At 67.3% G+C, this 14,007-nt stretch carries 9 protein-coding genes; 2 read left to right on the top strand and 7 right to left on the bottom strand.

From position 1 onward, the window contains the following. Window positions 1-68: 68 nt before the first annotated feature. Window positions 69-737: a lipoyl(octanoyl) transferase LipB gene (gene lipB / locus IEX43_RS16935; protein WP_229666511.1), complete on the bottom strand. Its 669-nt coding sequence runs from the start codon at window positions 735-737 to the stop codon at window positions 69-71. Window positions 738-900: 163 nt separating this feature from the next. On the opposite strand from lipB, the gene IEX43_RS16930 reads away from it, so the two are divergent. Beyond that, window positions 901-2,862, top strand: a complete 1,962-nt coding sequence (locus IEX43_RS16930) for a serine/threonine-protein kinase (RefSeq protein ID WP_188812846.1) — start codon at window positions 901-903, stop codon at window positions 2,860-2,862. Between the two features lie 168 nt (window positions 2,863-3,030). Here the strand turns inward: IEX43_RS16930 and IEX43_RS16925 are convergent, their stop codons facing one another. Then, complete coding sequence (locus tag IEX43_RS16925) at window positions 3,031-3,924, bottom strand: TIGR01777 family oxidoreductase (RefSeq protein WP_188812865.1); 894 nt, start codon at window positions 3,922-3,924, stop codon at window positions 3,031-3,033. 73 nt (window positions 3,925-3,997) lie between these two features. Here IEX43_RS16925 and IEX43_RS16920 point away from each other — a divergent pair, with 73 nt between their 5' ends. Further along, window positions 3,998-7,540, top strand: coding sequence for a S41 family peptidase (locus tag IEX43_RS16920; RefSeq protein ID WP_188812844.1), 3,543 nt, complete (start codon window positions 3,998-4,000; stop codon window positions 7,538-7,540). A gap of 113 nt (window positions 7,541-7,653) precedes the next feature. Here the strand turns inward: IEX43_RS16920 and IEX43_RS16915 are convergent, their stop codons facing one another. From IEX43_RS16915 to IEX43_RS16895, 5 genes are all read right to left on the bottom strand, one after another. Beyond that, window positions 7,654-8,082: an OsmC family protein gene (locus IEX43_RS16915; RefSeq protein WP_104187558.1), complete on the bottom strand. Its 429-nt coding sequence runs from the start codon at window positions 8,080-8,082 to the stop codon at window positions 7,654-7,656. A gap of 188 nt (window positions 8,083-8,270) precedes the next feature. Further along, window positions 8,271-8,621 carry a hypothetical protein gene (locus IEX43_RS16910; protein ID WP_066275205.1) on the bottom strand — a complete coding sequence of 117 codons (351 nt, stop codon included), beginning with the start codon at window positions 8,619-8,621 and terminating at the stop codon, window positions 8,271-8,273. 115 nt (window positions 8,622-8,736) lie between these two features. After that, window positions 8,737-10,509 carry a 2-oxoglutarate dehydrogenase, E2 component, dihydrolipoamide succinyltransferase gene (gene sucB / locus IEX43_RS16905; protein ID WP_188812842.1) on the bottom strand — a complete coding sequence of 591 codons (1,773 nt, stop codon included), beginning with the start codon at window positions 10,507-10,509 and terminating at the stop codon, window positions 8,737-8,739. 113 nt (window positions 10,510-10,622) lie between these two features. After that, window positions 10,623-12,005: a dihydrolipoyl dehydrogenase gene (gene lpdA, locus IEX43_RS16900; RefSeq protein ID WP_188812840.1), complete on the bottom strand. Its 1,383-nt coding sequence runs from the start codon at window positions 12,003-12,005 to the stop codon at window positions 10,623-10,625. Window positions 12,006-12,266: 261 nt separating this feature from the next. Next, window positions 12,267-13,790, bottom strand: coding sequence for a leucyl aminopeptidase (locus IEX43_RS16895; protein WP_188812838.1), 1,524 nt, complete (start codon window positions 13,788-13,790; stop codon window positions 12,267-12,269). Between the last annotated feature and the right edge of the window lie 217 nt (window positions 13,791-14,007).

Below are 14,007 nucleotides of genomic sequence, written 5' to 3'. Positions count from 1 at the left end.
ACGCTCCACCGGAACAGCAGAATTGCGCTGTTCAACGCGCAAAAGCTTCCGGCCTTCAGGTGCCAATGTCACAGTAGTGCTCCTTCGGGGGTAGCGACCAGGGCGTCTTCATTCTTGCGCAGTTCTTCAGTAATGCGGGACACGAGGTCAGCCGGGGCGACGTCATAGCCCGTTTCCTGGGCGATGGTTGTCACGCCGGCATCAGTGATGCCGCAGGCGATGATCTGGGAATAGGGCGCGAGGTCGTTGTTGCAGTTGATGGCGAACCCGTGCATGGTGACGCCCTCATGCACCCGGATGCCGATGGCGGCGATCTTCCGGTCCGGGCCCTTGCTGTCCGCGGTGATCCAGACACCGGCCCTGCCCTTGATGCGGACTGCGGTGATGCCGTAATCGGCCAGCACCGCGATGATCACGGCTTCCAGGCGTTCCACGTAGTCGCGGATGCCTGCCCGGTTCTTCAGTTTGATGATGGGGTATCCCACCAGCTGGCCGGGACCGTGCCAGGTCAGTTTTCCGCCCCGGTCCACGGGGACCACCGGCGTGCCGTCGAAGGGCCGTTCATGATCTTCGGTCCGTTTGCCGGCGGTGTAGACCGCCGCGTGTTCCAGGAGGAGGACAGTGCTGGGGGCCACCCCCGCGACCACTTTGTCGTGGAGTTCGCTCTGGATCTGCCAGCTACGCGTGTAGTCGACAAATTCGGGAGCAAGACCCAGCTGTGAAAACTCAAGAGTCATGGCATCCAGCTTAGACGCCGCGGCGTCCCGTGCCCGGTTTAGTGTTGAAGCTCACCCGCCTGCCGGAGGCACATCACACGGCAGCTCCCAGCGTGGCCGGGCGCTGCCGTGAAGCCTGTGGATAACTTCTGCACGGCGAAGAGGATTCGGCTAGACATGTCGTATGGAAATTTCGCAGGTGCCCGAGGTGCCGCCCGGGGTGCCAGGCTTCGCCTTGGGACGCATGCTGGGCCGCGGAGGGAGCGCGACGGTCTGGCTGGCCAGGGAGAACCGGACCGGCCGGAACTTTGCCCTCAAGTGCTTCCATCCCGGCAAGGGCGGCCCAGCCGGAGGTGAACCGCTGACTGAGGAAGCGGTCCGGCGCGAGATCCGCATCCTGTCGGTCCTGGACCACCAGCACCTGGTCAAGGCATATGACGCCGTCCGGTTTCCAGGACAGCCGGAAGGCGGCACGGCCCTGGTGATGGATTATGCGCCGGGTGGGTCCCTGGCCGGCCTGGTGGCCAGCCGCGGAAAGTTGAGCGTTGGCGAAACGGTGACGGTGCTGACACCCATCGCACAAGCGCTGGGATACCTGCACAGCAAGGGATTCACCCATGCGGACGTCTCGCCGGGAAACGTCCTGTTCACCGGACAGGGCAAGCCCTTGCTGTCCGACGTCGGCATCGCGCGGATGCTGGGTGACCCCGGCTGTGCTGCAGCGTCAGGAACACCCGGCTTCGTGGACCCGTCACCGGTGGACGCCGTGCGTGGGCTGCAGCCCGAAAGGGATGTCTACGCGACGGCGGCGCTGGGCTGGTTCTGCCTCACCGGCCAGGCTCCGCCCAGGACCGCGGGCCGGCCGCCGCTGCCGCTCCTGGTCCCGGACGTTCCGCGGGAGCTGGCCGCTGCACTGGAAGCAGGCCTGAACGAGGACCGGCGTGCGCGGCCCACCGCCGCGGCGCTGGCAACGGCCGTCTACCGCAGCGCGTCGCCCCGGCCACTGGACCTCGCGGCCTCCGTCCATCCCACGGTGATGCCGGAGCTGTTGACCCGCCGGCAGGACCCGGCGACGTCCCGGCCGAGGGCAGCTGTGGAAAAGTACAAGGCTGCAGGCAGGTGGATCGCCACTGCCAGGTGGTCCGGCCTGTCCTTCTCCGGCCTGTCCTTTTCCGGGCCGCGCATGCCGTTCCCACAGCCCGTGAACGAACGCCGCCCTTCCGGCGGGAAGCATGCCGGCCGAGCGGACGTTGGCAGTGCGCAAGCTGGCCCGGCAGATGTTGGCGCAGCAGATGTTGACACAGCAGATGCCGGCGCGGCACGATCCAGCCCAGCAGATGCCGGCACGGCACAACCCGGCCCAGCTCACCCCAGCAGGGGACGGCGCCGCTCGCCCCTGCAGCGCCGCGCGCCACTGTTGCGCGGCCTCCTCCCTGCGGCCGCCGTGGTGGTGGCGGCCGTGGCATGGTGGCTTGCAGGGGCAGCAGAACTGCCGGCCGGACCAGCTCCCGCGCCGGAGTCCGCCACTGCCCGGGAGCCCGTCGTTGGTCAGGAACCAGACGGCGGACAGGGGCCAGATACTCCGGCGGGTGGGACTGCGGCACATGAAAGTGCAGCACGTGAAACTGCGGCGAGCGAAACAGCGCAGGCCATCTCCGGCACCCCCACCGAGAGCGGGGGAAGCGAACAAGGAGCAGTGAAAAACAGCGGGGGCGGCAACAGTGGCGGCCCTGTGGCTGCGGCCAGGCAGCAGGCGCGGGCGTCGGACCCCCTCCAGGCTGTCCAGGGCCTCGCTGCCCTGCGGGACCTGGCGTTCAGCACGGGAGATCTCGGGCTGCTCGACGAGGTGAATGCGGAAGGCTCGCCGGCAGCTGCAGCCGATGGGCGGACATCCGAACGGCTTCGCAGCTCCGGCCACGTCCTCGCCGGGTTTTCCAGCACCCTTGCCGAGCTACATATGGAGGACGGAGCCACTGCCGCCCGCGCCCTGGTGCAAGTGCACTCCAGTTCCTCCGCATATGAGGAGAAGGATGCAGGGGGATCCGTCGTCGGGGCGGGCCCGGCCACCACCAGCCGCCAGCTCCGTCTGGTCCTCGTGGCCGTGGACGGCACGTGGCGCATCAGCGAGATATTTCCAAGGGACTGATCCTCGCGGGTCCGGTCCGGTTTCCGTGGGACCGGTCGTCCCGTGCCCTTTCGGTCTGCCCTGGTCCGTCCCCTTTACCGCTTCCGCCCGCCGTGCTGCTTTGCCTATGCCGCGTCCGCTTGCACAGGCCACCTCCCGCGAAACGTGCGCGGCGGAGCCTCGGCCTACCTAGTCCTTGCCGGAAACCCACTGGGCGGCCTGTGCCACCGTGGGATGCTGCCACACGAATCCGGCCTCCAGAAGCACCGCGGGCTCCATGCGCTGGCTGGAAAGCAGGAGTTCCTCCGCCAGATCACGCATCAGCAGCCGCAGCACAAAGGCGGGAACACGCAGGGCTGCGGGCCGGTGCAGTGCATGGGCAATTTCCCCCACAAGGGTGCCCACGTCAGCCTGCTCGGGAGCGCAGAGGTTCACTGGCCCGCTGACCCGTGACTCGAGCAGAAAGAGGTATGCCGCTGATACGTCCGGCAGGGTGACCCAGGGCCAGTACTGCCGGCCGCTCCCCAGTGGCCCGCCCAGGCCCAGCCGGATCAGGGGGAGCAGCCTGCCCAGCGCCCCGCCCGAACGGCTGAGGACAACGCCTGTCCGCGTCGTAACTACCCGCACCCCGTCCGGAGCCGAACGGGCTGCGTCCTCCCACTCAACGCAGATCCGCGACAAGGTTCCCGAACCCGGCGGAGCAGACTCCCGTATTACGGTGTTGCCGGCGTCGCCGTAGTAGTTCGAGCCGGACTGGCTGATAAAGGCAGCCGGCGGGGTATCCAACTGCCGCATCGCATGTGTCAGGGTCCGCGTTGCACCAACCCGCGAGCTGAACAACTTTTCCACCCGTTTGCGGGTCCAGGGCCGGTCCCCGATGCCGGCGCCGGAAAGGTTGACCACGGCGTCCGCCCCGGCCAGCGCCTGGGGATCAAGGTCACCGGCCGCGGGATCCCACCTGACCTCGGACGCGGAGGCGGGGTCCCCCCTGACCAGGGACACGACGTCGTGACCCGCCTTGGTGAAGGTTTCTGACATGGAAGTGCCGAGGAGCCCGGAGGCGCCGGCCATGACGATGCGCATGGTCCATCTCACCACGCCACAGCGCCTGCGGCACCTCCCGACAGGCCGCAGGAGGGTTGACTATGATCGAACGATGACCTTTTCCAGCTACTTCCGTTTCCCGCATCTGCACGGCGATCTGGTCACCTTCGTGGCCGAGGACGACGTGTGGATCGCGCCCCTGGGCGGCGGCCGCGCCTGGCGCGTCTCGGCACTCCAACTGCCCGCCCGCAACCCCCGCTTCACCCCCGATGGGAAGCGCCTGGTGTGGACGGTGGTCCAGGGAACGGCGCCGGAAGTGGTATCGGCAGAAGTCGACGGCGGCGGGTACCGTCAGCTGACCTTCTTCGGCCACAGCACAACGCGGGTCAAGGGTTTCACTGCCAGCGGTTCAGTGGTGGTCACCAGCGCGTTCCGCCAGGCCGAAAGCAGGCACACACACGCCTACAGCGTCCCGCTGGAAGGCGGCTGGGCCGAGGAACTCCCGTACGGGCCGGTTGAGTCCGTGGCCTTTGGCCCGGAGGTGGGTGACGAACGGCCCGTGGTGGTGGGCAGCGTGCTGTCCCGCGAACCCGCCTGGTGGAAACGCTATCGCGGCGGCACCGCGGGAAAGCTGTGGATCGACGCCGACGGCAACGGAGAGTTTGAACGCCTTGTGCCGGAGCTTGACGGCAACCTCGCCGATCCCATGTGGGTGGACGGCCGGATCGCCTTCCTTTCGGACCACGAAGGCTACGGCAACCTGTATTCGGTCCTTCCCAATGGAAAGGACCTGCGCCGGCACACGGACCACGAGGACTTCTACGTCCGGCATGCCGCCACCGACGGCCAACGCGTCATTTTCGAATCAGCCGGCGAGCTGTGGGTACTGCACGATCTCGGCTCCGACGCCGTTCGGCTGGACATCACCCTTGGCTCCGCCTCGCAGTCCAGGCGTCCTGCCCTGCTCAAGACCGCCAGGCACCTCGGTGCGGCAGTACCTGACACGACCGGCTCCGCCAGTGCGATAGAAGCACATGGCACCATCCATTGGCTGCGCCACAAGGACGGACCATCCCGCATTATCGAGGCGACGCCGGGTGTCCGCGCCCGCCTGCCCCGGCCCCTGGGGGACGGCCGGATCGCCTACCTTGCCGACCACGACAATGTGGAGGCGTTGTACATCAAGGACATCGCGGCTCCGGTGCCACATGCCGGGATTGCCGGGATTGCCGGCACAGACAGGAGCGCGGCCCCGGGCGCCGCCGCAGCCCCCAGCACGGCGGACGTTCCTGCGCCGGTGGCCGCAGGAAAAGAAGAAGCCGTGGTCCTGCCGCAGCCGGTCCCCGCTGCCGGTGCTGCCGCGCTGGCCGGGAACCCCGCGCTGGCCGGGAACGCCGTGCCTGCCCACGCCTCGGATGAGCAGGCCGACGTTGCTCCTGAAGCCGGCACCTCCGCCGCCGAAGCACAGGCGCTTCCGGCTGCAACCCGCATCAACTTTCCCCGTCCGTCGCGGGCCAGCGCCCTGGAAGCCAGTCCTGACGGGCAACGGCTCGCCCTCGGCACGTCCTTCGGCGAGGTTTATGTGGCGGACACCCGCACAGGTGAACTGACGCTGGTGTCCAGCATTGGCGAGGGCACGGTTGCCGACCTCTCGTGGTCGGCGGACTCCCAGTGGCTCGTCTGGTCAGAGCCGGTCACGTCCTTCGGTTCCCGCAGCCGGCTGCGGATGGCCAACGTGGCAAAGCCGGGATCCGTCCCGGTGGATGTCACGGACGGCCGCTTCGGAGACAAATCCCCGGCCTTTACCCCGGACGGGAAGTTCCTGGCGTTCCTGTCGAACCGCAGCTTCGACCCGGTGTACGACGGACACTCCTTCGACCTCTCCTTTCCCAGCCCCATCAAGCCGTACCTTGTGGCACTCTCGGCGGACACGCCGTCGCCCTTTGGTCCCGCGGTGGACTCCGAAGCGGGGGAAGCTGCAGCCGCAGGGGGAGGCGGACAGGGCCCGGACGGGGAAACATCAGCACCGGACGTCCGGGTGGACGCCGAGGGACTGGCGCACCGGGTCATCACCGTTCCCGTGCCGCAGGGGAACTACACCTCCCTGAAGGCAACTGAGGGAGCCCTGCTGTGGCTCGACTGGGCCCTCGCCGGGGTCACCGGCGACGGCAAGGCCAGCCAGGACGACAAGGACGCCCGGCCCAGCCTGGTCCGGTTCGACCTTGGACGGCGCAAGCAGACCACACTGGTGGACGCGCTGGACAGCTACCGCCTGTCAGGGGACCGCAGCAAGGTGGTGCTGGTCTCCGACAAGCAGGTCACCGTGGTTCCCGCCGATGCCAAGGCGGATGAGGAATCCGGGAAGCTGGTCAAGGTTGACCTCGGCCGGATCCGGGTCATGATGGAACCGCTCAGTGTGTGGGGCCAGGCCTTCGACGAGGCGTGGCGGCTGCAGCGCGACTTCTTCTGGACCGAGGACATGGCCGGCCAGGACTGGGAATCCATCCACAAGCGCTACCGTCCCCTGGTGGAGCGCCTGGGCTCCCACGATGACCTGGTGGACCTCCTGTGGGAACTGCACGGCGAACTGGGAACCTCGCACGCCTACGTCCGGCCGGCACTTGTCACGGAGAACGGCAGCCACGGCCAGGGCAGGCTGGGGGCCGACCTGGCCTACACGTCCGCCGGATGGGAAATCACACGGATACTTGCCGGCGAGTCCTCCGACCCGTTGGCGACATCGCCCCTGACCCGGCCCGGCGTCGGCGGCAAGGCGGGGGACATCCTGCTCGCCATCGACGGCGTGCCGCTCTCGGAAAGCGTCACCCCGGCCATGCAGCTTGTCGGAGCCGCAGGGCGCGCCGTCGAGCTGACCCTCCTGAACGGTGCTGCGCACGGAGCCGCAGCGGGCACCCAGCGCCGCGTCGCCGTCGTGCCCGTCAAAGACGAGGAGCGCCTCCGGTACCAGGAATGGGTGGCCTCGAACCGGCGCACCGTCCGTGAAGCGTCGGCGGGCACGTTCGGCTACCTCCACATCCCGGACATGATGGCGAACGGCTGGGCACAGCTGCACCGGGACCTTGACACCGAAACTGCCCTGGACGGACTGATCGTCGATGTCCGGCGCAACCGCGGCGGGCACACCTCGCAGCTGGTGGCAGAGCTCATTGGACGCAAGGTCACGGGCTGGAGCATGCCCCGCGGGGAAAAGCCGCGGACATACCCCCACCATGCGCCGCGCGGCCCGGTGATTATCCTTGCCGATGAGTTTGCCGGCTCAGACGGGGACATCATTACGCAGGTGTCCAAGCTGAGGGGGATCGGACCGGTCATCGGAACGCGCACCTGGGGCGGGGTTGTGGGCATCGACAACCGCTTCGCCCTGGCCGACGGCACCGGCGTGACGCAGCCGCGGTACGCCACCTGGTTCGGCGGCGGAGTGGGCTGGAGCGTGGAGAACTACGGTGTGGACCCGGACATCGAGGTCACGTTCCCGCCCCATGCCTACGCCGCGGGCCGGGACCCCCAGCTGGAATACGGCATCGGCGCGCTGAAGGAAATGATCCAGGAACTGCCCACCGACCGTCCGCCAGCCCGCGAAGGCTACCGCCGGCTGCGTCCCGCTCCGCTGCCGGCACGCCGCCAGGGGAAGTAGCCCCGGCAGCAGAAGCCCCATCAGCAATAACCCGCATCAGCAATAACCCGCAGCGCAGCAGAAAGCCCTGCCTGGCCGGAATGGCCAGGCAGGGCTTTTTTACTCTTGCCGGATCAGGACTCCAGGGTCGCATCCAGGGTGATGTCGATGCTGGCCAGGGCGCCGGACACGGGGCAGCCCACCTTGGCCTCGCCCGCGATCTTCTGGAACTCCTCCTCGGAAATGCCGGGGACCCTCGCTGACATGGTGAGGTGGCTGCCGGTGATTCCCGTGCCGGGAACAAACGTCACGTCTGCCTTGGTACGGACTTCCTCCGGTGTGTGGCCCGCCTTGTCGAGCTCGTTGCTGAAGGCCATGGAGAAGCACGCGGCGTGGGCTGCGGCGATGAGTTCCTCCGGGCTGGTCTTGCCGTTGGCCGCTTCAGTGCGGGCCTTCCAGGTGACATCGAACGTGCCCAGGCCCGAGGTGGCCAGGCTGGTGGTGCCGGCACCTTCCGTCAGGTTGCCGTTCCATACTGCGTTTGCTGAACGTGTTGCTGCCATGTTCACTCCTCAGGTCGATGTGTACCGGGGCAGGCCGCTGCCTGGACCCCGCCGTGTCCCATCCTAGGGACAACACCCGCGGCATGCACCGGCTGTCCGCTGTCAGAGGATTATGACAGGGGCATGAGACGACGACGGCGACGCCCCCTCGGAAGGGAGCGTCGCCGTCGTGGTTTTAGCCTGGGGCCTTACTGCCAGAGCGTCGCGATGGCGATGTTCAGCAGCGCGAGTCCGCCTACGCCGTGCGCCAGGCCTGCGCTGATGTCCTCGCCCTTCTTGTACTTGCGGCGGCCGATGAAGGCGAGCACGCCAACGGCGAGGGCCACTGCGAACTTGATGCCGAGCTTGAAGTAGTTGGCGTCCATGTCCAGGGCCGGGATAAGCCCCATCAGGGCGACGCCGGTCAGCAGCTGGAGCATGGCGCCGTCGAACTGGCGGGGGTGGACGGTGGGCTTCTTCATCTGGCCGATCCAGATGCCGACGATCATGGCGGCGCCGACGATATGCAGGAAGACCACGATGTTATAGACGATGTTCATGGGACCAGTGTAGCCAGAGATTCTACGGCCTGTAGTAGTTAAACGACGACGGCGGTGCAGGCCGTCCGGGAGTTATCCCGCTGTTGCCTGCACCGCCGTCGTGTGCGTTCGGGTGTTACAGCCCCAGGTCCGCTTCGAAGGCGCCTTCTTCGAGGCGTGCCTTCAGGGTCTGGAGGAAACGGCCGGCGTCCGCGCCGTCCACCAGGCGGTGGTCGTACGTCAGGGAGAGGTACATCATGGAGCGGATGGCGATCGAATCGTCACCGTTCTCATCCGCCACCACCACGGCGCGCTTGACGATGGCGCCGGTGCCGAGGATGCCCACCTGCGGCTGGTTGATGATCGGGGTGTCGAACAGGGCCCCGACCGAGCCGATGTTGGTGATGCTGAACGTGCCGCCGGACAGCTCGTCCGGGCCGATCTTACCGTCGCGGGTACGGCCGGCAACGTCGGCGATCTTGCCTGCCAGTCCCGCAAGGTTCAGGCTCCCGGCGTCGGAAATGACCGGGACCAGCAGGCCCTTGTCAGTGTCGACGGCGATCGCCAGGTGCTCGGCGTTGTGGTAGGTGATCTCCTGCTTGTCCTCATCGTAGGCAGCGTTCAGCTTGGGGTGCTGCTTGAGGGCCTCGGCGACAGCCTTGGCGATGAACGGCAGGAAGGTCAGCTTGACGCCGTTCTGTGCCTGGAAGGAGTTCTTGGCGCGGGCACGGAGCTTGGCGACCTTGGTCATGTCCACTTCGTGGACCTGGGTCAGCTGCGTGGAGACCTCGAGGGACTCGCGCATGCGGCGGGCGATGACCTGGCGGATGCGCGGGGCCTTCTGGGTGGTGCCGCGCAGCGAGGAAGCGGCCTGGCCCGCGGATGCGGAGGCTGCCGGGGCGGACGCTGCCGGAGCTGCGGGCGCGGCGGCGGGAGCTGCCTTTGCCTCGGCTGCGGCGATGACGTCCTGCTTGCGGATACGGCCGCCGACGCCGGTGCCGGAGAGGGAGGTGATGTCCACGCCGTGCTGGTTGGCGAGCTTCCGGACCAGGGGGGTGACATAGCCCGAGTCGGATCCGCCTGCTGACGGGGCAGCTTCTTCGGACGCCGGTGCAGCAGCCTGGGGAGCGGGTGCAGCCTTGGGGGCTTCCTGCTTGGGTGCTTCCTGGGCGGGAGCGGCCTGCGGTGCGGGTGCTTCAGCCTTCGGTGCTTCGGCCTTGGGCTCTTCCTTGGCCGGTGCCTCGGTGGAGGGGGCTTCGGCCGGGGCGGCAGCAGCGCCTGAACCGATAACGGCAAGGACGGATCCGACCTCTGCGGTCTCATCCTCGTTGACGCGGATTTCCTGGAGGGTACCGGCCACGGGGGAGGGAATTTCGGTGTCGACCTTGTCGGTGGAAACCTCCAGCAGGGGCTCGTCCACCTCCACGGCGTCGCCAACAGCCTTGAGCCAGCGGGTGACGGTACCTTCGGTGACACTCTCACCGAGGGCCGGCAGGGTGACGTCGTGGCTTTCGCCGCTGGCGGCCGGTGCCTCGGGTGCGGACTTTTCCTGCGCAGGTGCTTCTGCGGGAGCGGGCGCCTCGGTGGAGGGTGCTTCGGCGGGAGCCGGCGCTTCCTCGGCAGCGGGGGCCTCCTCGGCGGGCGCTTCTTCGGCGGGTGCGCCGCCGCCGGAGCCGTCCCCGATGCGGACCAGGGGAGCGCCGACCTCGGCGGTCTCGTCCTCGGCCACCAGGATTTCCTCAATCACGCCAGCTACAGGAGAGGGGATTTCAGTGTCTACTTTGTCGGTGGAGACTTCGAGCAGCGGCTCGTCCACCTCTACCCGGTCACCTACCTGCTTAAGCCAGCGGGTGACGGTTCCTTCGGTGACGCTCTCACCGAGGGCGGGCAAGTTAACGGATTCAGACATGTCGTCCCCGTTCTCCTTATTGATCTTTAGTGCGGATGATTGCTGCCGTTTGGCCAGCCTAGTGCACCCGGCATTCCGTGCCGGGTGCACCAGGCCCTTGGGTGTTGGGGAGACTAGCCGTGAAGCGGCTTGCCGGCGAGTGCCATGTGGGCTTCGCCCAGGGACTCGTTCTGGGTGGGATGGGCATGGAGCAGCTGGGCAACATCCTCCGGGTACGCTTCCCAGTTGACGATCAGCTGGGCCTCGCCCACCTGCTCGCCCATGCGGGCACCAATCATGTGGACGCCCACCACGGGGCCGTCCTTCTGCCGGACCAGCTTGACCAGGCCGGACGTGCCCAGGATGGAGCTCTTGCCGTTGCCCGCGAGGTTGTATTCCTGGGTCTGCACCTGGTCCTCGCCGAACTTCTCCTTGGCGGCCTTTTCGGTGTAGCCCACGGTGGCGATCTCCGGCTCGGAGTAGGTGACCTTGGGGATGTTGATGTCCTCGACCACCACGGGCTTCAGGCCGGCGATTTCCTCGGCCACGAAGATGCCCTGCTGGTAGCCGCGGTGCGCCAGCTGCACGCCGGGGACGATGTCTCCCACCGCGTAGATGTTGCCGACGCCCGTGTGGAGGCGCTCGTTGGTGATCACGAAGCCGCGGTCAATGGTGATGCCCGCTTCCTCGTAGCCGAGGTTGGCGGTGACGGGGCCGCGGCCCACGGCAACCAGCAGCAGGTCGGCTTCGAACGTCTTGCCGTCCACCAGGGTGACCTTGACGCCGTCGTCGTTCTGCTCGACGCCCTGGAAGAACACGCCGGTGGAGAACTTGATGCCGCGCTTCTTGAAGGCACGCTCGAAGTTCTTGACGATGGTGGCGTCCTCGTTGGGAACCAGCGAGGGCAGGCCCTCCACGATGGTGACGTCCACGCCGAAGGACTTCCACACCGAGGCGAACTCGACGCCGATGACGCCGCCGCCGAGGATGATGGCGCTCTTGGGGATGAAGTCCATGGTCAGGGCCTGGTCGGAGGTGATGACCTTGCCGCCGAGCTCCAGGCCGGGCAGGGTGCGCGAGTAGGAACCCGTGGCCAGGACGATGTTCTTGCCCTTGTACGCGGTGCCGTTCACCACGACGCTGTCGGTGCCCTGGAGCTTGCCTTCGCCTTCGATGACGGTGATGCCCTTGGATTTGATGAGTCCCTGCAGGCCCTTGTACTTGCCGGCGATGATGCCGTCCTTGTACGCGTTGACAGCGTTGATGTCGATGCTGTCAAGGGTGACGTTCACGCCGTACTTGGCGGAGTCGCGGGCGTGGTCGGCCAGCTCCGCCGAGTGCAGGAGGGCCTTAGTGGGGATGCAGCCGTTGTGGAGGCAGGTGCCGCCCAGCTTTGCCTTCTCCACGAGGCCGACGGTGAGGCCAAGCTGTACTGCCCGGAGCGCGGCGGCGTATCCGCCGCTGCCGCCACCGAGTACCAGGATGTCGAATTCTTGCGCAGTTGCCTGATCGGCCACTAAAACGCTCCCTCGCGTGAACGATGACGCGATCCTGCGCATCATCTGGTCTTGGAACTTGCACTGCCGTGATTATGCCAGCAGGCCGATTCTCTTGCATTTGTGACTACCGTGGTTCACCTTAGCGAACCACTTATCCATGCTCCACCCTGGCACCACGTTTGTGGAGCGCTTGTGTCGAGTGTCACGCGGCTTTGTGGCACAGGGATCACCGGTCCCGCAAAGCCGCGTGACAGCACGCCGGAGGCCCGGCCAAAGGGGTCAGTCTGCAGCCAGGATGTCCTCCACGTACGCCACCAGGGTCCGGACCGTGCAGCCCGTTCCCTGCTTGTGCGTATAGCCATAGGGGCTCCCGTTATTAAAGGAGGGCCCGGCGATGTCGATGTGGGCCCAGGGGATTTGTTCCCCGTCCTTGCCCTTACCCACGAACTCGCGGAGGAAAACGGCGGCGGTCATCATGCCGCCGTGGCGTTCGCCGATGTTGGCGAGGTCGGCGACCTGCGAATCGAGGCTGGGGCGCAGTTCCTCGGGGAGCGGCATGGGCCAGACGAGCTCGCCGGCCCGGTCTGCTGCTGCCTTGAGGGGCCCCGTCACGCTGTCTGCTCCCATGACGCCGGCGGTCCGGTTGCCCAGTGCGATCAGCTGCGCACCGGTGAGGGTGGCAACGTCGATGATGGCATCGGGGTACTCGCGGCTGGCGGCGACGATGCCGTCGGCCATCACCAGACGGCCCTCGGCATCGGTGTTCAGGACCTCAACGGTCTTACCGCCGAACATCGTGAGGACGTCCGCCGGGCGGGAGGCGGCACCGGAGGGCATGTTCTCGGCGATGCAGAGCCAGGCGGTGGCCTTGACCGGCAGGCCAAGTCCCGCGAGGGCCAGGACAGTGTTAAGGACGACGGCGGCCCCTGCCATGTCGCTCTTCATGTCGCCCATGCCCAGGGCCGGCTTGATGGAAATGCCGCCAGTGTCGAACGTGATGCCCTTGCCCACCAGCGCGATCTTTGAGGTTGCCTTGGCAGGGGAGTACTCCACCTTCACCAGGCGGGGCTGGCGTGCCGACCCCTTGCCCACGCCCATGATGCCGCCGAAGCCTTCCTTCTCGAGTCGCTTCTCGTCCCAGACGGTCACTTTGACGGGCAGCCCCTTGGCGAGGTCCTTCGCGGCGTCGGCGAAGGTTTCCGGATAGAGGTGGCTTGGCGGCTGGTTGACCAGGGACCGGGTGGCGTTGACGGCCCTGCCGATCAGAGTGGCCCGCTTGAGGACCTCGTCCAGTTCCTTCTGGCCGGCCAGTTCGGTGAAAATCACGGCGTTGCGGACGGGGTCCTTCAGGCCGTCCGTGGAGGACCGGAACTCGTTGAAGGAGTAGGCGCCCAGCGCGGCACCTTCAGCCACGGCCTCGACGTCGGCGAGGGACGCCGTCGGGAATGCCAGGGCGACCGTGGCCAGGCCGGCGAGCTGGCGGACGGCGGAGCCTGCTGCCCGCCGCAGGGCTTCCCCTGCCAGTGGCTTCGAGGCTGATACCTTGCCCACCCCGGCGAGGACCAAAACGCCCGCGCCGGTCTCGGGAAGGCCCGGGAGGCGCACCAGCTGGTCCGCCGCGCCCGTAATGCCGAGGGCCTTGAGGGAATCAGCCAGCGCCTCGGCGGACCGGGCGGTCAGCGGATTGTCCAGGAGGACCGGTCCGTCCGCACCCTGCCCCACGCCTATGACGACGGCGTCACTGGGGCTTTTCTTCAGGTCCCGCGAGAGGGTACTAAGGTTGATTTCAGTATTCTTGACCACGCGGATCAGTCCTCGATTCTCGAAAGATGTTCGGGCAGGGGTGCATGTTCGGCGCTCTGCCATGGTTGCCCGGGTACGGCCGTTCGGAACGCAGTCCGGGTGTCTGCGGGCCCGCCTGGCAGGCCAGTTCCGATCGTAGCCCGTCCCTGTCTGAGCTGGTGAATTTCGTGAGAGGTGCGCCACAGCCGGCGCCGGAATGCCCGGCTGTCCCCGGGCG

The organism is Pseudarthrobacter polychromogenes (assembly GCF_014644495.1).
GTDB lineage: Bacteria > Actinomycetota > Actinomycetes > Actinomycetales > Micrococcaceae > Arthrobacter > Arthrobacter polychromogenes.
This window is presented reverse-complemented; position numbering and strand designations above follow the sequence as displayed.